The sequence below is a fragment of the Mesorhizobium sp. Z1-4 genome (assembly GCF_004000235.1).
GTDB lineage: Bacteria > Pseudomonadota > Alphaproteobacteria > Rhizobiales > Rhizobiaceae > RCIO01.
The window spans coordinates 62,454-83,346 of record NZ_RCIO01000004.1 but is presented as its reverse complement, the minus strand read 5'-3'; the positions used below and the strand labels follow the sequence as shown (position 1 = coordinate 83,346).

Here is a 20,893-nt window from a genome sequence, read left to right as displayed (position 1 = left end):
GCCAAGCATTTAGACCATGCACTCGCATCAGCCTGCTTTCTCGATGCTGCGGATCAGAGCTCGGAGCATTTTTCCAATGTCTTCTGTCTCGATCAGCAACTTTTCTTCGGTGCTTGCATCCAGGAACCCAAGTTTCTGTGAGACGATCAGATGCGTTTCCAGCTCCTTGAGTGAGCCTTGTGCAATGCGTAGGAATTGCAGATATGAACCCCTGTTTTCTCGCCCGTAACCTTCGGCAATGTTCGCGGCAACAGACGTGGCAGCGCGCCTTATCTGTGATGTAAGACCATACATTTCCGCCGCAGGATAAGTCTTCGTGGCATCGTAGCAGTTTACGGTTAGCGCAATCGACAGCTGCCAGACGCGTAGGTCGCGATACGACCGAATTTCATCTCGCGGGTTCGTACCTCCCGACTGCCGACTGCCGACTGCCGATTGCCGCACCGCACTAGTCATCCAGCACCCACGTATCCTTGGTGCCGCCGCCCTGCGAGGAGTTGACAACAAGCGAGCCTTCTTTCAGCGCCACACGGGTCAGCCCGCCGGGTACGATGCGGACGCGGTCGGAGACGAGCACAAACGGCCGCAGGTCCACGTGGCGCGGCGCCAGCCCCTTCTGGGTGAGGATCGGGCAGGTCGAGAGCGACAGCGTCGGCTGTGCGATGTAGTTGGCCGGCTTCGCTTTCAGTTTGGCGGCAAAGGCTTCGCGCTCCTTTTTGGAGGCGGCCGGGCCGACCAGCATGCCGTAGCCGCCGGAGCCGTGCACTTCCTTCACCACCAGCTCGTCCAGATGCTCGAGCACGTATTTCAGGCTGTCGACTTCGCCGCAGCGCCAGGTCGGGATATTGCCGAGGATTGCCCGGCGTCCGGTATAGAACTCAACGATTTCCGGCATATAGGAGTAGATCGCCTTGTCGTCGGCAATGCCCGTTCCGGGTGCGTTGGCAATGGTGATGTTGCCGGCGCGGTAGACGTCCATGATGCCCGGCACGCCAAGTGCGGACTCCGGGTTGAAGGTCAGCGGGTCGAGGAACGCGTCGTCGACGCGGCGGTAAAGCACATCGATCGCCTTGTAGCCCTGGGTGGTGCGCATCGCGACATGGCCGTCCACCACGCGCAGATCCTGTCCTTCCACCAGCTCGACGCCCATCTGGTCGGCAAGGAATGCGTGTTCGAAATAGGCCGAATTGTAGATGCCCGGCGTCAGCACAGCGACGGTTGGCGCGCCGCTGACGCGTGAGGGCTTCACCGCCGACAGCGACTGGCGCAGAAGCTGCGGGTAGTTTTCGACCGGCAGCACCTTCACCTTCTGAAACAGCTCAGGGAAGAGCTGCATCATGGTTTCGCGGTTTTCCAGCATGTAGGAGACGCCCGACGGCGTGCGGGCATTGTCCTCAAGGACGAAGAACTCGTCTTCGGCGGTGCGCACGATATCGACGCCGATGATGTGGGTGTAGACGCCGGCGGGCGGGCGCACGCCGATCATCTCGGGCAAAAACGCCTCGTTGTCGGCAATCAGTTCCTTCGGGATGCGCCCTGCGCGAAGGATCTCCTGGCGGTGGTAGATATCGTCCAGGAATGCGTTCAGCGCCTGAACGCGCTGCTCGATGCCCTGTGTCAGCCGCCGCCATTCGGAGCCGGAGATGATGCGCGGAACGATGTCGAACGGGATCAGTCGTTCGGCTGCTTCGGACTGGCCATAGACATTGAAGGTGATGCCTGTGCGACGGAAGACGCGCTCGGCATCGGCTGCCTTTTCGCGCAGCCGCGCAGGATCCTGTTGGTTCAACCAGTTCTCATAGGCGGTATAGGGCTGCCTCAAGCCGCTTTCCGCCGGGCGCATTTCATCGAACGCTACCAAGCAATAACTCCCTCGCTTTCATTTGAGCGGATCGGCGGGGTCAAGATCAAGTCATTTCGCAAGATTGCCGCTCAGCGGCGACATTGCGGCGATCCGTGCACGTTTTGCGGGCATTTCGGCGCGGTTTGCCCACGGTTTCGGCGCGCGCCGTCCGAAATGCCGGCAGCGCCCCGCACGCGATTGTGAAACCATTTGCAGCGTTTTGCCGTATCTTCGGGAGCAACCGAGCGAGGTAAACGGCATGAAACTCAGGCTCGCATCAACCGCAGCGGCTCTCTGGCTCTGTCTGGCCCCGGCCTTGTCCGGGGAAGCCGAGATCAGAGCGGCGCAATCTTCCATCGAAGCGCAGATCAAGGCCTTTCTGGCCGGCGACAACGAGCGCGCCTACAGCTATGCCGCTCCCAACATCAAGCAGATATACCCGACCGTCGATCGGTTCATGGCTATGGTGCAGAATGGTTATCAGCCGGTCTGGAAGCCGCGCGACTATGCTTTTGGCGACGCCGTGGAGATGAGCCCGACCACGATTGCGCAACGCGTGCTGATCACGGGGCCGGACGGACGTGCCTATGAAGCGCTCTACACGCTCTCGCTACAGGATGACGGCACGTTCCGCATCACCGGGGTGAGCCTGCGCGGTGCGCAGACGCTGGGAGCCTGACGCGCTCAGTTCAGGCCGAACCTTGCCATCAGCCACACGGTAGCGCCGGCGGTCGCCGCACCGACTGCCGTACCCCAACTCGTATCGACCAGCGCCACCACCGGGTCATAGCCCTTCAGCACGGCCAGATTGGTCGCGTTGTAGGTGAGATAAGCAAAAAAGCCGAACAGCGCGCCATTGAGCACCGCCGTCGAAACGCCACCTCCATTCAGGCCGGTAGCGATCGCGAAATAGACGATGCCGACCACATAAACGGCATAAAACACCGCAGCCACGCCCCAGCGCGGCTGATCGAGCAGAAGCTCGCCCATGCGGTTTGCGTAGAAGTTGCGGGCAATCACGCCCAGCCAAAGCGCATCCAGCGCCAGAAACACGATCAGCGCTATGCCGTATGCGTAGGCAAACTTCATGGCCAGCTCCGTAGGTTCAAGAGGTTGCCAGCAGCTACGCGTCCGGAGCGCGCAAAGTTTCGCTCACACCGGCGGAAGGTCGCCGCGCGCCCAGCCTTCCGAAATTTCCGCGGCCCCGTCGGCAAACCTGCCGGCTCCGATCGCGGCGCGGATGTCGGCCATCAGCTTCTGATAATAAGCGAGATTGTTCCAGGTCAGCAGCATACCGCCCAGCGCCTCGCCCGATCTCACGAGATGGTGCAGATAGGCGCGGCTGTAATCGCGCGCGGCGGGGCAATCGCTTTCCTCGTCCAGCGGGCGCGGGTCGTCGGCATGGCGTGCATTCTTCAGGTTCACCTTGCCGCGCCGCGTGTAGGCAAGCCCGTGGCGCCCTGCCCGCGTCGGCATCACGCAATCGAACATGTCGATACCGCGGGCAACCGATTTCAGAATATCGTCGGGCGTGCCGACGCCCATCAGGTAACGCGGCTTTTCCTGAGGCAGGACCGGACAGACCGTCTCAAGCATCGCCAGCATCACCTCCTGCGGCTCACCGACTGCGAGGCCGCCGACTGCATATCCCTTCAGGTCGAGCGCCTTCAGCGCCAGCGCCGATTGTTCGCGCAGCGCCGCATTGTCGCCGCCCTGCACGATGCCGAACATCGCGCGTTCGGGCCGCTCGCCGAATGCCGTCTTGCAGCGTTCGGCCCAGCGCAGCGAAAGCTCCATCGCTTTGCGGATCGTCTCCTCGTCCGCCGGCAGCGCCACGCATTCGTCCAGCTGCATCTGGATGTCGCTATCCAGCAATTGCTGGATCTCGATCGAGCGCTCCGGCGTCATTTCGAACACTTTGCCGTCGACATGGCTTTTGAAGGTGACGCCGGTCTCGGTCACCTTGCGCAGCTGCGACAGGGACATGACCTGAAAGCCGCCGGAATCGGTCAGGATCGGCCACGGCCAGCGGGCGAGTTCATGCAGGCCGCCCAACCGCGCCACGCGCTCCGCGCCCGGACGCAGCATCAGATGGTAGGTGTTGCCGAGAATGATGTCGGCGCCAAGCTCACGCACCTGGTCCATATACATGGCCTTGACCGTGCCGCCGGTGCCGACCGGCATGAAGGCCGGCGTTCGGATCGTGCCGCGCGGCATGGTGATCTCGCCCTGCCTCGCCGCTCCGTCGGTGGCGTGGACGGAAAATCGAAAATCGGGGCTCAAGAATCGCTCCTGAAAAGCAGGCTGGCGTCGCCATAGGAATAAAAGCGGTAACCGTCGTTCACCGCATGCTTGTATGCGCCGCGCATGGCATCCAGCCCCGAAAACGCCGAAACGAGCATGAAAAGCGTCGAGCGCGGCAGATGAAAATTCGTCATCAGCACGTCGACCGCGCGAAAGCGGTAGCCAGGCGTGATGAATATGTCGGTCGCCCCCGACCATGGCACGATCGTGCCGTCCTCGCCCGCAGCACTTTCCAGCAGGCGCAGCGACGTGGTGCCGACCGCCACGACGCGACCGCCGCGCTCATGCACCGCGTTCAGCGCCCCGGCGGTTTTCGCGCTCACTTCGCCGATCTCGGCATGCATGCGGTGATCGTCCGTGTCGTCGGCCTTGACCGGCAGAAACGTGCCCGCGCCCACATGCAGCGTCACGAAGTGACGTTCGATGCCGCGCCTGTCGAGCGCGGCCATCAATTCATCCGTAAAGTGAAGCCCCGCGGTCGGTGCAGCCACGGCGCCCTCCTCCCGCGCGTAGATCGTCTGGTAGTCTCGCCGGTCGGCCTCGTCATCGTCGCGGCGCGCGGCGATGTAGGGCGGCAGCGGAATGTGGCCCGCTGTGCGGATTGCCTCGTCGAGAAAAGGACCCGCCATATCGAAACGCAGCAGCACCTCGCCGCCGTCGCGTTTTTCCTCCACCGTCGCGTCCAGCGAACCGACCAGACACAGATTGCTGTCGTGGCCGAAACTGATGCGCTCGCCGGCATTCACACGCTTGGCCGGCTTCAGAAAGGCGAGCCAGCTGTCCTCGCCGGCGCGCATGTGAAGTGTCGCCTCGATCTGCGCCAAGGCGTCGCCGCGCTCGCGAATGCCGGACAGCCTGGCGGGAATGACACGCGTATCGTTGAAAACCAGCGCGTCGCCCGGTTGCAGCAGCTGCGGCAGGTCGCGCACCGTGCGGTCGCTCAGGCCGCTTTCGCCATCAACGACAAGCATGCGCGCCGCATCGCGGGGCGAAACCGGGCGCAGCGCAATGCGCTCCTGAGGCAGCTCGAAATCGAAGAGGTCAACGCGCATTTATCTGGAAATCCGAGCAATTCTGTCAGGCAGGGTGCCGCGCATACACGCCGCACATTTCGGCCAGCCCTTCGGTGACCAGCCCCCAGATCAGTGTGAAACCAAGCACGACTATCGGGGTCAGCAAACCCAGCGACAAGCCAAGCAGGCCAGCCCCGTCGGCCGGCAGGAAATAAAACCAGGCGGCTGCGGCCGGGATGATGGAGATCACCAGACCGCGCAACCACCAGCCGGTCACCACCAGCGGCAGGAAACCCAGCCAGCCCCAGATGCCGCCCCATACCAGCTTGGGATAGACGAACTCCGGCGTGAGTTCGGGGGCGATCGCAACACCGAACAACGCCGTAACACCTGCCAGACCCGCGAGCCATATTGCGAGCGCCGTCACCAGTCCGCCAAAGGCGCCAAGGGCGAAGAGGATCGAGGATTTGCGAAGCAGTGCCGCCATGAGTTCCGTCTACACCGCCCGCGTTCCGGAATCGACCGCGCAGCGAACGTTTTGCGGTTCAACCTTCGAAGCAGATCAGCGTCCATGCGCCGAAGTCGGGCATGCGCATTGTGCCGCCGAAGCCGGTGTCGTCGCCCTCGTCCACCCTGTGCAGCCGCAGCTCGGCCACAACGCGGTTGACGATCTCGTCGGTGAAGTCGATCCAGTAATGACCGCCCGTGGCAAATGCCTGGCTGACGGTCAGCGCCTTGTCGCCGGTTTCGCTCATGGCCCAATAGCGGTCGCCGACATCGATCCGCGCGCCGACAACGGCCATGCCGGGAACCCGGCCGACGGTGATTTCGACAGAAGCTACATCGTCAGGCGAAGAACAGGCGATGCCGCCCGTCGCATGAGCGGGCACGGCGCAAAGGAGCGCCATGCCAAAAGCCGGAAGGCTCAGCAGCGGCGCGATATCACGCGTCCGCGGCAACCTTGAGAGAAACGATCTTGTCCGGGTCCTGCACCGGCTCGCCGCGCTTGATCTGATCGACATTTTCCATGCCCTCGATGACCTGTCCCCACACAGTGTACTGCCGGTTGAGGAAGCTTGCATCGCCAAAGCAGATGAAAAACTGCGAATTGGCCGAATCCGGGCTCTGCGCGCGTGCCATGGAGCATGCGCCGCGGCCGTGATTGGCGTTGTTGAATTCCGCCTTCAGGTTCGGCTTGCTTGAGCCGCCCATGCCGGCGCGGCCCGGGTTGAAGCTGTCGCTGTTGGAATTGCCGAACTCCACGTCGCCGGTCTGGGCCATGAAGCCGTCGATCACGCGGTGAAACACCACGCCGTCATAAGCGCCTTCGCGCGCGAGCTCCTTGATGCGGCCAACATGGCCTGGCGCGAGATCGGGATAAAGCTCGATCACAACCTTGCCCTTGGTGGTTTCCATCAGAAGTGCGTTTTCCGGATCCTTGATCTCGGCCATTCGTTTTTCCCTTCATTTAGCTTGCCAATTGTATGCTGGCAGTCGGAAGCCCTGTCGGCTGCCTCTAATTATCCGCCGCGATGCGCACCTTGAGCATGCGGTCCGGGTCGGCAACCAATCCGTTCTGCGCCCGGTTGCCCTTGCGGATGTTGTCTACGAACTCCATGCCGCTTTCGACATTGCCGATGATCGTGTACTGGCCGTCAAGAGACGGAGCGGGCTCGAACATGATGAAGAACTGCGAGTTGGCAGAGTCCGGATCGGCCGCGCGTGCCATCCCGACGGTGCCGCGCACATAAGGTTCGGGCGAGAACTCTGCCGGGAGGTCGGAGCGTGCGGAACCGCCGGTGCCTGCGCGCCGTGAGTTGAAGCCGTCCGCCATGTCGCCGAACTGCACGTCGCCGGTCTGGGCCATGAATCCGGGAATGACACGATGGAAAGCCACGTTGTCGTAGGCGCCCTCGCGCACCAGCGCCTTGATCTGTTCCACATGTCTTGGCGCAAGGTCGGGCCGCAATGCGATCTGCACGTCGCCGTCCTTGAGCGTAATGATCATGGTGTTCTCCGGCTCCGCCGCAACAGCAGAGGCCGTAGAAAAAAGGCCGGCGGCCAGAACAAGCGGCAAAGCGCGCCTGGTGAAATGCATGGAGTACTCCTCGTACCTATTTCTTGAATTTCGCCGTAAGGGGCCCAACCACCGCAGTGGGGACAAAGGGACGGAAGTCGCCCCCCATTGCCGCTATTTGCCTTACGAGTGTGGCGGTAATCGTGCGAACCGAGGGGCTGGCCGGCAAAAAAACAGTTTGCAGGTCCGGCGCCATCGTTTCGTTCATGCCCGCCATCTGCATTTCGTAGTCGAGATCGGTGCCGTCGCGCAGGCCGCGAATGACGATCGACGCGCCGTGGTCGCGCGCCGCATGGACGAGAAGCCCGTCGAATGAAACGACCTTCAAACGGCTGGCGTTATCGCCAAGTTCCTCGCGGCATGCCGTCTCGATCAGCGACATACGCTCAGCGAGCGAAAAGACCGGCGTTTTCGACGCCTGGATGCCAACACCGATATAGATCGTGTCGGCAATCGTTAGGGCGGCCTTTATCACGTCAAGGTGGCCATTGGTCAGCGGGTCGAAGGACCCGCCATAGATTGCGGTTCGCTCAGTCATCGGGTCGGCTTCTAACTTTGCTTGTCCCCAAACGCAATCGAACCTATCGGCGGGCAAATGCCAGCCACAGTCCGCCGCCGATCAGGAATGTACCTGAAATACGCTCGGTCAGGCGCACCCGCTCGCGTGACAGCCAGCCGCCGGCTCCGCCTGCCGCAATGGCGTAGACGCTGTCGAACAGGGTTGCGACGACCATGAAGATCGACCCGAGCACGACTGTCTGCATGGCTGCGCTGCCCGCCGGGTCGATGAACTGGGGAATGAACGCACCGAAAAAGAGCAGCGCCTTCGGGTTCGACCAGATGACAATGAACCCCTGCAGCACGAAGGAGCCCATCGGCCGTACCGCAGCTTCCTTCTCGCCGAGCGCGCCGTCGGAGCGCCACATCTTGATACCCAGCCAGATTAGGTAAGCCGCGCCGGCGATGCGCAATATCTCGAACACGCTGCCCATGCTGGAGACGACGGCCGACATGCCGACGGCCAGGATCGCGATCATCATCGTCAGGCCGATCTGGGTGCCGAGCACATTGAGCAGCCCGGCACGAGCGCCGTGTTTGAGCGAATTGGCGATGATCACCGTCACTGTCGGTCCCGGCACGATGACGATCAGGAAACTGGCAAGTGCAAAGGACAGCAGAAATGCGGTGTCGGCCATCGGGAGGCTCCCTGAATGAGATGATCCACAAATACACATGCCACGCCGGTGCGCAATCGGGCGAAACCTGAACGCCGGCTGAACGTGTCTATCAGTGGGAGTTCAGTCGCAGCATGCGACGAATAACCCGCAAATGCGCAGAAATGCGCGCAGGAAGGAGACATGACATGCTGATAATCGCCCTCGCCTCGGCCATGACCGTCGCCATGCTTATCGCAACCGCCATCGGCCTTCACCAGGAAAGCCAGCGCGAGAAGCTGGAACTCAAGCGCGTGCGCGCCCGCGGTTTCCGCTACTAGGCTCCGGACGTATCCGGCGCCGCCGGGGTCGCCCCCTCTTCCGCCGCGCCTTCGACCGCTTCGTCCTCTTCGGGCTCCGAAATCGGCTCAACCGAGACGATGCGCTCGCCCTCGGCGGTCCGGAACATGGTAACGCCCTTTGAGGCGCGGCTTGCGATGCGAATGTCGCCGACCGGGATGCGGATCACCTTGCCCGCATCCGTGACCATCATGATCTGATCGTCCTGTTCGATCGGGAATGCCGCGATAAGCCGGCCGATTTCGTCCTTCTTCGACACGTCGGTGGCGCGAATGCCTTTGCCGCCGCGACCGATCACCCGGAAATCGTAGGACGACGAACGCTTGCCGAATCCGAACTCCGACACGGTGAGCACAAACTGCTCGCGCGCCTTCAGTTCTTCGTAGCGCTCGTCGGACAGGTCCGTCGCCGCTGCCTCTTCATCGGCTGGGATCTCGACGTCTTCTTCCTCGCCCGTTGCAAGCTTACGCTCCTGCGCGGCGCGCTTGAGATAGGCGGTGCGCTCGGGTGCTTCCGCGTCTACATGACCGAGGATAGCCATCGAAATGATGCGGTCGTCCTCGCCCATCGATATGCCGCGCACACCGACCGAATTGCGGCCGGCAAAAACACGCACGTCAGTGACCGGGAAGCGAATGCACTGGCCCGAATCCGCGGTCAGAAGCACGTCGTCGTGTTCGGTGCAGGTATAGACGCCGAGGATCTCGTCACCCTCGTCGTCGAGCTTCATGGCGATCTTGCCGTTTCGGTTCACCTGGGTGAAATCCGACAGCTTGTTGCGGCGCACGGTGCCGCGCGTGGTCGCGAACATCACATGCAGCTCGCCCCAGCTTTCTTCATCCTCGGGCAGCGGCATAATTGAGGTTATGCGTTCGTTCTGTTCCAGCGGCAGCATGTTGCGCAGGAACTTGCCGCGCGATTGCGGCGTGCCGATCGGCAGGCGCCAGACCTTTTCCTTGTAGACAATGCCGCGCGAGGAGAAGAACAGGATCGGCGTGTGGGTGTTGGCGACAAACAGCCGGGTGACGAAGTCCTCGTCCTTGGTCGACATGCCGGAGCGGCCTTTGCCGCCGCGTGCCTGGGCCCGGTAAATCGAGAGCGGGACGCGTTTGATGTAGCCCTCATGGGTGACGGTAACGACCATATCCTCGCGCTGGATAAGGTCCTCGTCCTCCATGTCGGCGCCGCCGTCGGTGATTTCCGTGCGGCGCGGCGTGGCAAACTCGTCGCGTACCGCGATCATCTCGTCCTTGACGATCTGCTGGACACGTGCCCGCGACGACAGAATGTCGAGGAAATCGGAAATCTCGGCGCCGATCTGGTTGAGCTCGTCGGCGATCTCGTCGCGGCCGAGGGCCGTCAGGCGCTGCAACCTGAGATCGAGAATGGCACGCGCCTGTTCCTCTGAGAGGTTGTAGGTGCCGTCCTCGTTGATGCGGTGGCGCGGGTCGTCGATCAAAAGGATCAGCGCTTCCACATCCGCCGCCGGCCAGCGTCGCTCCATAAGCTGGTCGCGTGCCGTCTGCGGGTCGGGCGCCTGCCGGATGAGCTTGATCACCTCGTCGATATTGGCGACGGCGATCGCCAGGCCGACAAGCACATGGGCGCGGTCGCGCGCCTTTCTGAGCAGGAACTTGGTGCGCCTGGTGACAACTTCCTCGCGGAAAACGATAAACGCCTTCAGCATGTCCGCCAGCGTCATCACTTCCGGCTTGCCGCCGTTCAGCGCCACCATGTTGCAGCCGAAGGAGGTCTGCAGCGGCGTGTAGCGGTAAAGCTGATTGAGCACGACATCGGCCATCGAGTCGCGCTTCAGTTCGATCACAACGCGATAACCCTGGCGGTCGCTTTCATCGCGAATGTCGGAGATGCCCTCGATGCGCTTGTCGCGCACCAGCTCGGCCATCTTCTCGATCATCGACGCCTTGTTCACCTGATAGGGAATTTCGGTGACGACAATGGCTTCGCGGTCGTTTCGGATCTGCTCGACCGAAACGCGGGCCCGCATGGCGACCGATCCGCGGCCGGTCGAATAGGCGCTATGAATGCCGGCGCGGCCCAGAATGAGGCCGCCGGTCGGGAAATCCGGGCCCGGAATGATTTCCATCAGTTCCGAAAGCTGCATGGCCGGGTTGTCGATCAGCGCCATGCAGCCGTCGATCACCTCGCCCAGATTGTGCGGCGGAATGTTGGTCGCCATGCCGACGGCGATGCCGCCGGAGCCGTTGACCAGCAGGTTGGGGAAGCCGGCCGGCAGAACCTTGGGCTCGCTGGCCGAGCCGTCATAGGTGTCCTGGAAATCGACCGTTTCCTTGTCGATATCCTCCAGGAGCTCGTGCGCGACCTTCTGCAGCCGGGATTCGGTGTAGCGCATCGCCGCCGGCGGATCGCCGTCGATGGAACCGAAATTGCCCTGCCCGTCGATGAGCGGCACGCGCAGCGACCAGTCCTGCGCCATACGCACCAGAGCGTCGTAGATCGAGCCGTCGCCATGCGGGTGGTATTTACCCATCACGTCGGCGACGGGCCGGGCCGACTTCACATATTTGCGGTTCCAGTGATAGCCGCTCTCGTGGCTGGCATAGAGGATGCGCCGGTGCACGGGTTTCAGGCCGTCGCGGACGTCCGGCAGCGCCCGGCTCACGATCACGCTCATGGCGTAATCGAGGTAGGATCGCTGCATTTCCTCGATAATGGATACCGGCTCGATATCGTCCGGCTGGTCGCCCGGTCCGCTGGGTGTGGTCTGGTCGGTCAAATTCTGTCGCAGTCAGATGTCGGAATCACTTGTCCGTTTATATAGGAAGTCGCGCGCGTTCACCAATCTCAGCCAGCAATCGGAAGATGCGGTGCAGGCAGATTTCCATGTTTGAATTCAGTGGGTTATGCCATGCGCTGGAAAGTCGCGCCGAACCATCCACAATTTCGCCCCGAAACGGTTTCGCCGCACGGGTGGAATCGCGGCACGAGGTGATCTACTAACGCAGTTCCACGCTGCTGGATTGCGCGCCCGGAAACATCGCGCGGGAGGACATGAATGCCCGGCTTCGACGCCGTATTCAACGCCTTCGTCACACTCCTCGTGACGATCGACCCGCCGGGGCTGGCGCCGCTGTTTCTGGCGCTGACGGGCGGCATGAACCGGGCCGAGCGCATGCAGGTGTCGGTGCGCTCCAGCGTCACGGCGTTCATCGTTCTGGCGCTGTTTGCCGTCGCCGGCGACAAGATACTCGCCGTCTTCGGCATCACCTTGCCGGCTTTCCGCCTCGCCGGCGGTCTGCTGCTCTTCTACATCGCCTTCGAGATGATCTTCGAGCGCCGTCAGGAGCGGCATGAGCGCAGCGCCGAACGCGCCATCACCAAGGACATGATCCGCAACATCGCGGCATTCCCGCTGGCGATCCCGCTGATCGCCGGACCCGGCGCGATTTCCGCAACGGTGCTCCTTTCGGGCACGTTCGCCGACGTCACCTCGCGGCTGGTCCTGGTCGGCATCATCCTTGTGTGCGTGCTTGCCACCTTCCTGGTTTTCGTGCTGGCGGAACGCGTGGACGGCTTTCTCGGCGAGACAGGACGCTCCATCCTGACCCGCCTGCTCGGCGTCATATTGGCCGCGCTGGCGGTGCAGTTCGTGGCGGATGGGGTGCGGGATCTGATCTCGGCGGCATGACGCCAAAGGCGAAATCCATCGCGCTGCTGGTCGTGGCCGAGATGGCCGCGATGAGCCTGTGGTTCGTCTCGGCGGCCATTCTGCCCGACATGGCGCGCGAAGGCGCAATACCGCTCGACCGGCAGGCGCTGCTTTCGAGCGCGGTGCAGGCCGGTTTCGTGGTTGGCGCGCTTGTCGTGTCGATCACCGGCATTGCCGACCGGCTCGATCCGCGCCGCGTCATCGTCGTCTGCGCCATTGTGGCGGCGCTGGCCAATCTCACGCTGCTCATCCACCCACTCGGCGGCAACGCTGCGATTGCAACGCGTTTCGTCACCGGCGCGCTGCTCGCCGGGGTCTATCCCGTGGGCATGAAGATCGCTGTGGGCTGGGGCACGCGCGACCGCGGGCTTCTCGTCGGCACGCTGGTCGCCGCCCTCACGCTGGGCAAATCCATGCCTTATCTCGCTGCTTTCGCGGGCGGCACGGAGTGGCGCGTCACGGTGGTGGCGATCTCGGCGCTGGCCGGCATCGGCGGGCTGCTCGTGCTCGCCACCTCGCTTGGTCCGCACCATGCGCGCGCCGCCAATTTCAGGCCGCGCGCGATCGCCCTGGCATGGACCGACACGACGATCCGGCGCGCCTATATCGGTTATCTCGGCCATATGTGGGAGCTGTTCGCGATGTGGGCCTGGCTGAGCGCAGCCGCGGCAGCATCCTTCGCATTCACGATGGAAACGATCCACGCCGAGAGCCTTGCCAAGATCACCACTTTTCTGGCCATTGCGCTGGGTGCCCTCGCCTGCGTGGCGGCGGGCTGGTTCGCCGACAGGATCGGCAAGGCGGAGGTCACCATCATCGCGCTGTTGGCGAGCGGGCTTGCGGCCGTGCTCACAGGGCTGACCTTTGGCGGCGCGCCCTGGCTGACCGTCGCGCTGATGATCGTGTGGGGCATCGCGATCATCCCGGACTCCGCGCAGTTTTCGGCCATCGTCGCCGACAGCGCGCCGCCCGAACTGGCGGGCAGCCTGCTGACCTTCCAGACCGCGCTCGGCTTCGCACTCACCATAGTGACCGTACAGGTCGTGCCGCTGGGCGCCGAGCTGCTGGGCTGGCCGGCGACGCTGGTCATATTGGGCATCGGCCCCGCCGTGGCGATTGTGGCCATGTGGCCGTTGCAACGGCGGGTGAGAGGGCAAGCGGCATAATTGTCGGAGTGCCAGCAATTAGGCTTGAGATACTCTGATCGCCGCACCGAGCCGCCTGGCCAGCAATCCGGCTAATATCGTGGCAATCAAGAGAAATACTGCGCCGACGATCCACGCGATGGGGGTGGAGTAGGATTCGGCAATAGCACCAGTCAATACCAAGCCGAGTGTAGCCCCTAGCTGCTGAATCAATGACCTTAGGGACAGCATTGTGGAGCGCTGGCGATCCTCTACGCAGCTATGCAGAATGCTGCTGGCTGGCGTCTCACATGCGCCGAGGAACACAGAGTAGAGGACAAAAACCGCTACAAACCCAAAAATATTACCCTGTAGCGCCAAAACGATCTGAACTGCCGTCAGAGACGCCATAGTAGCCATGAGCGTGACAGCGTGACGACGTTTGAACATACGGCCTATGCGCGCGGACAGAGACGCGCCGAAGGCGATGGAAAAGAAATAGGCTGCTGTCAGAACACCAATGACGGTGTTGGCATAGCCCGCTTCCAACATCGGCTTGGCGTGGGTTGGCCAGATTACCTCGACTGGATTGGTTGCGATCAGAAAAAGCGCAAGCGCAGCCAACAGCATCGAAAGTGTTGGATGCTTCAGGGCAAGAAGGCCCGCATCCCCTACCACCGAAGGGATGTTTGCAAATCCTTTCTTGAGGGCACTTGGGCTCAGCTGACGCGGCTCTTCGGCAATTGCGAACATGGTATAGATGAACACCACGAGCATCACACCAAAACTTGCAGCGTACGAAACGTCATAGATGCTGAACCCGTTACCTTTCGCGACTGAACCGAAAGTGTCCGGCAGGAGTCCTCCCAGAATGGCCCCAATGCCCAAGCCCATCGCGTTAGCCCATTGTGCTTTGGCGAGGGCAGGTTGAACGTCCACATTCGGCGCGTTGGCTTTGAAGGTTTCGACAAACCATGCATCGAGCGTGCCCGACCGAAGAGCCCGTCCAAAACCGATGAATGCGAACGAAAGAGCCAGGACGTAGAAGTCACTGGAAGAAAGAAAAAGTGCCAGCGAAATCAAGCTCGCGACGACCGCCGCAAGAAAAACCGGTTTACGCCCGATGTTGTCGGCTAAACCGCCAAACGGCAGTTCCATCACCATAGTTGTGAGAGAATAAACGCCAAAAAGAAGCGCTATCTGAAAAAGGTCCATGCCTCGGTCGGTCAGCGCCAAGGCAACCACCGCCACCGTCAGGCCCATCGCAAAACGGTCGAGAAACTGGTGTATTTGAAACACCCGTATGTGCCGTCGTGCCGAGGCCGTTAGCGAGTGGAATGAGAATTCCGTTTCGATTGCCATACGCTCAAATTCAGCTTTGCTGCCATTGTCCAAAACAGGTTAGGTGAGCCAAAGCTCGTCTCATGGTGCAGCAAAGCGGTCCGTTGATTGAAAGCCGCATTCGACCATGTGCGGTCATTCGCGTCCATGGGTTCACGCTGAGGCTGCCTTTTACAGACTCCTTCCCCCCTCACCGGCAGCAACAGCCTCAGCGCCATCGGCTGTGAGAGGTCGATGTCGGGCGGATATTCTTCGCGTTGGTCGCAAAAGCTCTGGTCGCGCGCGATGCCGGCTTCCTTGAGCCCGCGCATCAGCCGGCCGTAGCTCTCGACCACGGTGCCCGCACCTGCCCCGTGCCAAAGCCCGGCGCATTGCATTGCGGGCACGTCAAGCCGCTCGAAGCCGCCGGCCTCCTCTTCGGTCTCGATGCCGACGAAATACCGAAAGCCGTCCGGGCGGTCGTTCCAGGTCAGCCCGACGATCGGGCTCTTCCACAGGTCGGCGCTGCTGGCCGAGAGCAGCTTCATTTCCTCGATCAGTGGGTGCAGCGCGCCGGCAGCCGCCTGTTCGAATGTGCCGCTCCAGAACCGACCCGTCAGGCGATGGCCCGGCCGCTCGGTCAGCGCGAAGGCATGGTCGAGCGTTGCGTCACCGCATATCAGGCACATTTGAGGACATCCCGCAGCATGGCGGGATCAAATCATCTGCGCCGCTGATTGTCACCGGTCGCGTCAGGCCGGTTCCACAAGCCTGATATCGGCATAATGGCGCACGGTCCTCAGCCGGCTGAACAGCGCCGCTGCGAACGAAGCGCCATAGGCAAGCACCACCAGCGCCAGCGCGGTTCGCGGCGAAGCGGCACCGGCAATCGTACCGCCAAGCAGCGCACCCAGCGGCCGCACGCCATAGATGGCGGTCTGGATCACCGCGTTGACGCGCCCCAGCATCGCCGCCGGCGTTACAAGCTGGCGCACCGAGTTCTGCGTCGTCAGCCACATCGACGGTCCGAACCCCAGCAGGAAAAATGCCGCGTAGATGGCGATCACCGGCCCGCCGGGCGGAATGGCATAAAGGCCGAGTGCCGCCAGCACCGAGCTTCCGGGGCCGAAAAGCAGGAAGACATTGGGCGGAACCGAACCGGAGAAGCGACCCACCGTCCAGGCGCCGAGAATTGCCGCCAGCCCGAACGCGCCAAGCGCGATGCCGAAGACACCGGGTTCGGCTCCGTGCACCTGAACGACGAGCGGCACCATGGTGACCAACAGAGCGGCGAAAGCCAGGTTCCAGAAGACCGCGCATAACGAGATCGGCAAAAGCAGCTGGTGGCGCAGCACGAACCATCCTCCTTCCCGGATGCGGGTCAGGATACCGTCGGTCGTCTGCGGCGTGACCGAAAAGGCGGGCAGCCCCGTGACAGCTGCAAGCGCGAACACGCCGCCTGCGGCGGCAAGCGCGAAGACCCAATCGGCGGTCTGCGCCGTTATCAGAATGCCGGCTGCGAGCGGAACGGCGAACGAACACAAGGCTCTGGCAAGATCGAGGCGCGAATTGGCCTTCGCAATATGCGCGACATCGGTAATTTTCGGCACGATGGACAGGCTGACGAGCACAAACAGCACGACGCCGAAACCGGCGGCCGTCACCGATGCTCCAAACCAGACGAGACTGCCTGCAAACACACTTGCCGCCGCGCAACCGAAGCCGACGCAGGAGATGAGTGCAGCTGCGATCGCGATGGTGCGGGCCTGCGCCCGGTCGATGATCAGACCGAAAGGCAGCGAGCCGAGCAGATGCGCCATCGACTGACAGGCAACCAGAACGCCGATGATCTGAGCCGGCGCATCGAACACCAGTGCGGCAACAAGGGGAACTGCAACCAGCGCGATCTGGTCGGCCAGATGCATGCCGTATGCGGACAGTGTCAGTCGTTGAATGGCGTTCATGCCGGCTTCCTCGGTTTCACCTTGGAGCTGGCTAGCAAAGCAGGCGTTTCTCACGCCACCCGAAAGCTGCGCAGTCGATGCGGGCGCCTGCCGAGCTACCGGCCGGGCAGCACCACCTGCATCTCGGCGCCGCCATAGCCATGGACGGAATCGTGCCCACGCACCGTCACCATGCGCACATTGTCGGGAATGACGACATCGGACAGGCTGCGGGTGAAGGGCTGTTCATCGACATGCGGGTGCAGCAGCTTGCGAATACCAAGCACCACGCCTTTGTCATCGAGGATTTCCCAGGCATCGGCATAATGATCCCAGCCCTCGTCGGCATGGCGCAGCGTGACCTGAAAGGTCCAGCTGCGGTTCGACGCCTCGACGGCGCGGACATCCACCACGTCCACTTCGCCGGCCATCGCCGGCGCTGCAGCCAGAGCGATGATAAGAGAGCAGATCGCAAAACGAACCCGGATCATAGGTTCCTTGTGACTCATGACCTTGCTCAAGGACCAGTCACGAAGCGGTCAGGTGCGCTCGGAGACCAGTTTGCAAGACGGAGTGGGGGTCGACCTCAGCGCAGTTACTCCAGGCTCGGCGCCATGCAATCAGGTTCACCGGTTATGTGTTTTTGCCCGCCTCAGAAATCCGCGTCACATTCGAAGATGACTGCATGCCGCGTTTCCATTGGCTTGGCGGAACGCCTGTCTCTCGCAAGAACTCCCGGTTGAAGTTCGATTTCGTGTTGAACCCGCTTTCAAGCATCGCTTCGGTGACAGCCGTGCCGCCCTCGATCAACCTGCGGGCATGACGTATGCGCCACGTGTTGACGTAGCGCGAGACATTGGCGCCGGTTGCGCGATTGACTGCCGTAGAAAGACGCTTCTCGGGGAGATGCAAACGGCGGGAGAGCCGCGACAGGGTCAGGTTCGGATCAAGGTGCATGGGTTCGCGCTTCAGGAAAGCCTCGAGCGCTTCCATGATCTCGATGTCCTCTTTGCTCGTTTCTCTCGATGGCAGAGCCGGCGCGCCTGTGTCTTCGCCAGCTACACCCGATGCCGCTGGGCTGCCACTGAGCAGGCCCAAAAACAAAAGGACCAGAGACGACGAGAACGTGATCAGCCACCCCGCCCAGTTCTCGTTGCCTGTCATGAAGGCCGCCGCGATAAGCACGTCGCTGAGGGCAGAGGCGATCAAGGCCCAGCCCAAGACCTGCCAAAGCACCACCGGAACGCGTCCAGCCTCCAGTCGGGCAAGGGGCAAGTCGGTGGCGCTGTGCAGGAGAAAAAGGATCGCGGTTCCATAACCTACAAAGACGAGTGGCACCACGACATCCGTCGTTCCGGGCGCAAAGATGCGACAGAACAATGTGAATGCCGGAGCCGCGCCGTGGATGGCGGCCTGGCGAAGCGATATCCGGCTGATCAGGGCATCCTGAAATGTAATCCAGGCGAGCGGCGGAATGACCGTGGCACTGACCGGCAAAACGGGTCTGAGCCACGCAAAATCGTATCCCAGAACCAGCGCGACCAGAAGCGATTGAACCGCGCAGGCGGCGAGGAACGCGACCAGCAGCGGCCTGCCCTCCGAAAGAAGGGTACGGACGGCGAGACAGGCGAGGACAATGGCTGCAAAAGCAGGGATCGGGAGCATGGGCATATCGCGACTATTGTCCAAAATCCGGATTGTGACGACCTGAATCCCGAAAACAGGACGCAATCATCCCGCCTATGCTGAAATCAGTTGGCAAGCGTTCAACACGGAGGTTCCCATGAAACGTCTTGCACTTCTCGCCATGCTTGCACTGCTCCAGCCCAATACGGCAGCGGCGGATATGGCGCCCGGCTACGACCGGTTCGACCTGACAGCCCATCACCGCGCCCGTCCGGTTGCTGCCTCGATCTGGTATCCCGCAGCGAACCCCACCTATCGCGCGCCGGTCGGTGACGGCCCGATCTTTGATCCGACCTTCGCGTTCATCGGTCCTGCGATCGCTGAGGGCGAACACCCACTCATCCTCCTGTCGCACGGCTCGGGCGGCTCTGCGGATACTTTGGGGTGGTTGACCAGCGGTCTAGTAGCCAACGGAGCGATGGTTCTTGCGGTGAACCATCCCGGCTCAACGAGTGGCGACAGTTCCCCGCGCCGCTCGGTCGATCTTGAAGCGCGCGCAAATGACCTGACTGCCGCGCTGGATATGATCCTCGCCGACCCGGCGTTTGGGCCGTTCATCGATACGGATCGGATCGGCGTCGTCGGGTTCTCCCTGGGCGGGGCAACCGCCCTCAGCCTGGCTGGTGTCCGCTTCGACGGCGCTACGCAAGACGCGAACTGCAGCAAAGGTCCTGAGGCTGCCGATTGTGCGTTCTTTCGCCTTGGCGGTGTGCGGTTTGCCGACTACGCGGGCTTCGACGCGAATGCACGCGACCCACGCATTTCACGGGCCGTGATCATCGATCCCGGTTTTGGCGGCGCCGCCGATCCCGACACGCTTCAAAGCGCCTTGGCAGGTATGACCCTGATCAATCTGGGCGATGCAGACAGGCTCGTTGCCGCTGACGTCGGACCAGACGGCAATGACCTCGCGAGCCGGTTGCCTGACGCGTCCTACGTTGAGATTGCACCGGCGAACCATTTTACCTTCCTGGCGACATGCAAACCTGGCGCAGCCGGGTTGCTCGAGCAATACGAAGACGACCCGATCTGCACGGACCCGGAAGGCACTGATCGTGCCGCCACACACGTCCGGCTCCTTGAGGCGATCGCAGATGGACTTGGCCTCTAGAGAGGCTCAGATCCGATCCCTCCAAAGGACTCCGCCTCCGGCCAAAGATGTCGGAGGCGGCACTTTGGTTGACACTATTGGTCGACCTCCACTCCGACCGCTTTGCGGTCACCTCTCCCCGCTCGACGGGGGAGAGGACGTACCGGCCGGGGGGCGCATGGCTCCCTTTCCTTTCCCCCTGCAGGGGGAGAGGTGGCTTGCGCAGCAAGATGGAGTGGGGGGCGACCTCAGCGCAGTTGCAGGCTCGGCGCCATGCAATCAGGACGCGGGTAAGGCCAGCCGGTGCCCCTTGGCGAATTCGATCAGGTCCCACTGATTGCCATAGAGGTCGCGGAAGACAGCGACCGTGCCGTAATCCATGACGTTCGGCTGACGCACGAATTCGACGCCTTCATCGCGGTAGCGGCGATAGTCCCGTTCGAAATCGTCGGTCTGAAGAAACAGGAAAACGCGGCCGCCGGTCTGGTTGCCGATCGCGGCCGCCTGTTCGTCGTCAGAGGCGCGCCCGAGCACCAGCGACGCGCCGCCGCCCGGCGGCGCAACAACCACCCAGCGTTTGTCCTGTTCGGGCTGGTATGTGTCCTCGATCAGCTCGAAGCCGAGCTTGCCGCAATAAAACGCAATCGCCTCGTCATAGTCGCGCACGACCAGCATGACATGAGCAATGCGCTGCATCGTTCGGCGATCAGAACGGGATTTCGTCATCCATGTCGGCGCTGGCGCGGCCGCGGTCCTCGACCGGGCTCGACTGGCCGAAATCGGAGCCGCGGCTGCTGCCGCCACGGTCGTAACCGACTTGACCGCCATCGCCACCCGCGCCACGCGAATCCAGCATCTGCAGCTCGCCGCGGAACTTCTGCAGTACGACCTCGGTCGTGTAGCGGTCCTGGCCGGTCTGATCCTGCCATTTGCGGGTCTGGAGCTGGCCCTCAAGGTAAACCTTGGCACCCTTTTTCAGGTACTGCTCGGCCACCTTGGCGAGGTTGTCGTTGAAGATCACGACGTTGTGCCACTCGGTACGTTCGCGGCGCTCGCCCGACTGGCGGTCGCGCCAGGTCTCGGACGTGGCAATGCGCAAGTTGACGACCGGATCGCCGGAGTTCAGCCGCCTGATCTCCGGGTCCGCACCCAGATTGCCGACCAGGATCACCTTGTTGACGCTACCTGCCATTTGTTCGCTCCACGCTCGTCCGAAACCGAATTTTCTATGCGCCTATACCAGTCGCGCCACGACGGCCACATACTGCCGGTTGATCGCCTGTGTACA

General features: G+C 62.3%; 24 protein-coding genes. 5 read left to right on the top strand and 19 right to left on the bottom strand.

Translation table 11 applies throughout. The annotated features are described in order from the left end of the window. Window positions 1-27: 27 nt before the first annotated feature. Complete coding sequence (locus tag EP165_RS14890) at window positions 28-456, bottom strand: four helix bundle protein (protein ID WP_127523627.1); 429 nt, start codon at window positions 454-456, stop codon at window positions 28-30. After that, the gene (locus EP165_RS14885) at window positions 449-1,861 is read right to left on the bottom strand and encodes a circularly permuted type 2 ATP-grasp protein (RefSeq protein ID WP_164743054.1); all 1,413 of its coding nucleotides are present in this window, start codon (window positions 1,859-1,861) and stop codon (window positions 449-451) included. Before EP165_RS14885 ends, EP165_RS14890 begins: the two co-directional genes overlap by 8 nt. Window positions 1,862-2,102: 241 nt before the next feature. Here EP165_RS14885 and EP165_RS14880 point away from each other — a divergent pair, with 241 nt between their 5' ends. Next, the gene (locus EP165_RS14880) at window positions 2,103-2,522 is read left to right on the top strand and encodes a DUF4864 domain-containing protein (RefSeq protein WP_127523626.1); all 420 of its coding nucleotides are present in this window, start codon (window positions 2,103-2,105) and stop codon (window positions 2,520-2,522) included. Between the two features lie 5 nt (window positions 2,523-2,527). Here the strand turns inward: EP165_RS14880 and EP165_RS14875 are convergent, their stop codons facing one another. The 9 genes from EP165_RS14875 to EP165_RS14835 form a co-directional block, all read right to left on the bottom strand. After that, complete coding sequence (locus tag EP165_RS14875) at window positions 2,528-2,932, bottom strand: DUF2177 family protein (protein WP_127523625.1); 405 nt, start codon at window positions 2,930-2,932, stop codon at window positions 2,528-2,530. 63 nt (window positions 2,933-2,995) lie between these two features. Next, window positions 2,996-4,126, bottom strand: a complete 1,131-nt coding sequence (tgt, locus tag EP165_RS14870; RefSeq protein ID WP_127523624.1) for a tRNA guanosine(34) transglycosylase Tgt — start codon at window positions 4,124-4,126, stop codon at window positions 2,996-2,998. Beyond that, the gene (queA, locus tag EP165_RS14865) at window positions 4,123-5,199 is read right to left on the bottom strand and encodes a tRNA preQ1(34) S-adenosylmethionine ribosyltransferase-isomerase QueA (RefSeq protein ID WP_127523623.1); all 1,077 of its coding nucleotides are present in this window, start codon (window positions 5,197-5,199) and stop codon (window positions 4,123-4,125) included. The genes tgt and queA overlap by 4 nt, the downstream gene beginning before the upstream one ends. A 25-nt stretch (window positions 5,200-5,224) precedes the next feature. Next, on the bottom strand, window positions 5,225-5,647 hold the full coding sequence (locus tag EP165_RS14860; protein ID WP_127523622.1) for a hypothetical protein: 423 nt from the start codon (window positions 5,645-5,647) through the stop codon (window positions 5,225-5,227). A 58-nt stretch (window positions 5,648-5,705) separates the two neighbouring features. Next, window positions 5,706-6,068 carry a hypothetical protein gene (locus EP165_RS14855; RefSeq protein WP_127523621.1) on the bottom strand — a complete coding sequence of 121 codons (363 nt, stop codon included), beginning with the start codon at window positions 6,066-6,068 and terminating at the stop codon, window positions 5,706-5,708. A 34-nt stretch (window positions 6,069-6,102) separates the two neighbouring features. Next, window positions 6,103-6,612, bottom strand: a complete 510-nt coding sequence (locus tag EP165_RS14850; RefSeq protein ID WP_127523620.1) for a peptidylprolyl isomerase — start codon at window positions 6,610-6,612, stop codon at window positions 6,103-6,105. 64 nt (window positions 6,613-6,676) lie between these two features. Further along, entirely contained in the window at window positions 6,677-7,258 is a 582-nt protein-coding gene (locus EP165_RS14845; protein ID WP_127523619.1) for a peptidylprolyl isomerase, read from the bottom strand. Between the two features lie 16 nt (window positions 7,259-7,274). Beyond that, window positions 7,275-7,775, bottom strand: a complete 501-nt coding sequence (gene coaD, locus EP165_RS14840; protein ID WP_127523618.1) for a pantetheine-phosphate adenylyltransferase — start codon at window positions 7,773-7,775, stop codon at window positions 7,275-7,277. Between the two features lie 43 nt (window positions 7,776-7,818). Next, a complete protein-coding gene (locus tag EP165_RS14835; protein ID WP_127523617.1) occupies window positions 7,819-8,433 on the bottom strand; it encodes a LysE family translocator in 615 nt (204 codons plus the stop codon). Window positions 8,434-8,600: 167 nt separating this feature from the next. Here EP165_RS14835 and EP165_RS20765 point away from each other — a divergent pair, with 167 nt between their 5' ends. Beyond that, a complete protein-coding gene (locus EP165_RS20765) occupies window positions 8,601-8,732 on the top strand; it encodes a hypothetical protein (RefSeq protein ID WP_281040017.1) in 132 nt (43 codons plus the stop codon). Here EP165_RS20765 and gyrA read toward each other — a convergent pair. After that, window positions 8,729-11,509 (bottom strand): DNA gyrase subunit A, encoded by a 2,781-nt coding sequence (gene gyrA, locus EP165_RS14830; RefSeq protein WP_127523616.1) that lies wholly within the window; start codon window positions 11,507-11,509, stop codon window positions 8,729-8,731. The genes EP165_RS20765 and gyrA overlap by 4 nt on opposite strands. 279 nt (window positions 11,510-11,788) lie before the next feature. On the opposite strand from gyrA, the gene EP165_RS14825 reads away from it, so the two are divergent. Next, on the top strand, window positions 11,789-12,421 hold the full coding sequence (locus tag EP165_RS14825; protein WP_127523615.1) for a MarC family protein: 633 nt from the start codon (window positions 11,789-11,791) through the stop codon (window positions 12,419-12,421). Then, complete coding sequence (locus tag EP165_RS14820) at window positions 12,418-13,608, top strand: MFS transporter (RefSeq protein WP_127523614.1); 1,191 nt, start codon at window positions 12,418-12,420, stop codon at window positions 13,606-13,608. The genes EP165_RS14825 and EP165_RS14820 overlap by 4 nt, the downstream gene beginning before the upstream one ends. An 18-nt stretch (window positions 13,609-13,626) precedes the next feature. On the opposite strand, the gene EP165_RS14815 is transcribed toward EP165_RS14820, so the two are convergent. The 5 genes from EP165_RS14815 to EP165_RS14795 all read right to left on the bottom strand — a co-directional run bounded on the left by EP165_RS14815 (window position 13,627) and on the right by EP165_RS14795 (window position 18,494). Continuing rightward, a complete protein-coding gene (locus EP165_RS14815; RefSeq protein WP_127523613.1) occupies window positions 13,627-14,928 on the bottom strand; it encodes an MFS transporter in 1,302 nt (433 codons plus the stop codon). Then, window positions 14,892-15,575, bottom strand: coding sequence for a GyrI-like domain-containing protein (locus EP165_RS14810; RefSeq protein ID WP_127523612.1), 684 nt, complete (start codon window positions 15,573-15,575; stop codon window positions 14,892-14,894). The genes EP165_RS14815 and EP165_RS14810 overlap by 37 nt, the downstream gene beginning before the upstream one ends. 63 nt (window positions 15,576-15,638) lie before the next feature. Then, window positions 15,639-16,850, bottom strand: coding sequence for an MFS transporter (locus EP165_RS14805; RefSeq protein ID WP_127523611.1), 1,212 nt, complete (start codon window positions 16,848-16,850; stop codon window positions 15,639-15,641). Window positions 16,851-16,945: 95 nt separating this feature from the next. Next, on the bottom strand, window positions 16,946-17,338 hold the full coding sequence (locus tag EP165_RS14800; protein ID WP_245440170.1) for a hypothetical protein: 393 nt from the start codon (window positions 17,336-17,338) through the stop codon (window positions 16,946-16,948). Window positions 17,339-17,462: 124 nt separating this feature from the next. Beyond that, the gene (locus EP165_RS14795) at window positions 17,463-18,494 is read right to left on the bottom strand and encodes a helix-turn-helix domain-containing protein (RefSeq protein ID WP_245440169.1); all 1,032 of its coding nucleotides are present in this window, start codon (window positions 18,492-18,494) and stop codon (window positions 17,463-17,465) included. Window positions 18,495-18,612: 118 nt separating this feature from the next. On the opposite strand from EP165_RS14795, the gene EP165_RS14790 reads away from it, so the two are divergent. Further along, complete coding sequence (locus EP165_RS14790; protein ID WP_127523609.1) at window positions 18,613-19,626, top strand: alpha/beta hydrolase family protein; 1,014 nt, start codon at window positions 18,613-18,615, stop codon at window positions 19,624-19,626. A gap of 258 nt (window positions 19,627-19,884) precedes the next feature. On the opposite strand, the gene EP165_RS14785 is transcribed toward EP165_RS14790, so the two are convergent. Continuing rightward, the gene (locus EP165_RS14785) at window positions 19,885-20,301 is read right to left on the bottom strand and encodes a VOC family protein (RefSeq protein ID WP_127523608.1); all 417 of its coding nucleotides are present in this window, start codon (window positions 20,299-20,301) and stop codon (window positions 19,885-19,887) included. Between the two features lie 10 nt (window positions 20,302-20,311). After that, complete coding sequence (ssb, locus tag EP165_RS14780) at window positions 20,312-20,797, bottom strand: single-stranded DNA-binding protein (protein WP_127523607.1); 486 nt, start codon at window positions 20,795-20,797, stop codon at window positions 20,312-20,314. Window positions 20,798-20,893 lie beyond the last annotated feature (96 nt).

Excerpts from the sequence above, each read along its gene's own strand:
- EP165_RS14890 (WP_127523627.1), bottom strand. The coding sequence starts at position 456 with ATGACTAGTGCGGTGCGGCAATCGGCAGTCGGCAGTCGGCAGTCGGGA.
- EP165_RS14880 (WP_127523626.1), top strand. The coding sequence starts at position 2,103 with ATGAAACTCAGGCTCGCATCAACCGCAGCGGCTCTCTGGCTCTGTCTG.
- EP165_RS14875 (WP_127523625.1), bottom strand. The coding sequence starts at position 2,932 with ATGAAGTTTGCCTACGCATACGGCATAGCGCTGATCGTGTTTCTGGCG.
- queA (WP_127523623.1), bottom strand. The coding sequence starts at position 5,199 with ATGCGCGTTGACCTCTTCGATTTCGAGCTGCCTCAGGAGCGCATTGCG.
- EP165_RS14860 (WP_127523622.1), bottom strand. The coding sequence starts at position 5,647 with ATGGCGGCACTGCTTCGCAAATCCTCGATCCTCTTCGCCCTTGGCGCC.
- EP165_RS14855 (WP_127523621.1), bottom strand. The coding sequence starts at position 6,068 with ATGGCGCTCCTTTGCGCCGTGCCCGCTCATGCGACGGGCGGCATCGCC.
- EP165_RS14850 (WP_127523620.1), bottom strand. The coding sequence starts at position 6,612 with ATGGCCGAGATCAAGGATCCGGAAAACGCACTTCTGATGGAAACCACC.
- EP165_RS14845 (WP_127523619.1), bottom strand. The coding sequence starts at position 7,258 with ATGCATTTCACCAGGCGCGCTTTGCCGCTTGTTCTGGCCGCCGGCCTT.
- coaD (WP_127523618.1), bottom strand. The coding sequence starts at position 7,775 with ATGACTGAGCGAACCGCAATCTATGGCGGGTCCTTCGACCCGCTGACC.
- EP165_RS14835 (WP_127523617.1), bottom strand. The coding sequence starts at position 8,433 with ATGGCCGACACCGCATTTCTGCTGTCCTTTGCACTTGCCAGTTTCCTG.
- EP165_RS20765 (WP_281040017.1), top strand. The coding sequence starts at position 8,601 with ATGCTGATAATCGCCCTCGCCTCGGCCATGACCGTCGCCATGCTTATC.
- EP165_RS14825 (WP_127523615.1), top strand. The coding sequence starts at position 11,789 with ATGCCCGGCTTCGACGCCGTATTCAACGCCTTCGTCACACTCCTCGTG.
- EP165_RS14820 (WP_127523614.1), top strand. The coding sequence starts at position 12,418 with ATGACGCCAAAGGCGAAATCCATCGCGCTGCTGGTCGTGGCCGAGATG.
- EP165_RS14815 (WP_127523613.1), bottom strand. The coding sequence starts at position 14,928 with ATGGCAATCGAAACGGAATTCTCATTCCACTCGCTAACGGCCTCGGCA.
- EP165_RS14810 (WP_127523612.1), bottom strand. The coding sequence starts at position 15,575 with ATGTGCCTGATATGCGGTGACGCAACGCTCGACCATGCCTTCGCGCTG.
- EP165_RS14805 (WP_127523611.1), bottom strand. The coding sequence starts at position 16,850 with ATGAACGCCATTCAACGACTGACACTGTCCGCATACGGCATGCATCTG.
- EP165_RS14800 (WP_245440170.1), bottom strand. The coding sequence starts at position 17,338 with ATGAGTCACAAGGAACCTATGATCCGGGTTCGTTTTGCGATCTGCTCT.
- EP165_RS14795 (WP_245440169.1), bottom strand. The coding sequence starts at position 18,494 with ATGCTCCCGATCCCTGCTTTTGCAGCCATTGTCCTCGCCTGTCTCGCC.
- EP165_RS14790 (WP_127523609.1), top strand. The coding sequence starts at position 18,613 with ATGAAACGTCTTGCACTTCTCGCCATGCTTGCACTGCTCCAGCCCAAT.
- EP165_RS14785 (WP_127523608.1), bottom strand. The coding sequence starts at position 20,301 with ATGCAGCGCATTGCTCATGTCATGCTGGTCGTGCGCGACTATGACGAG.
- ssb (WP_127523607.1), bottom strand. The coding sequence starts at position 20,797 with ATGGCAGGTAGCGTCAACAAGGTGATCCTGGTCGGCAATCTGGGTGCG.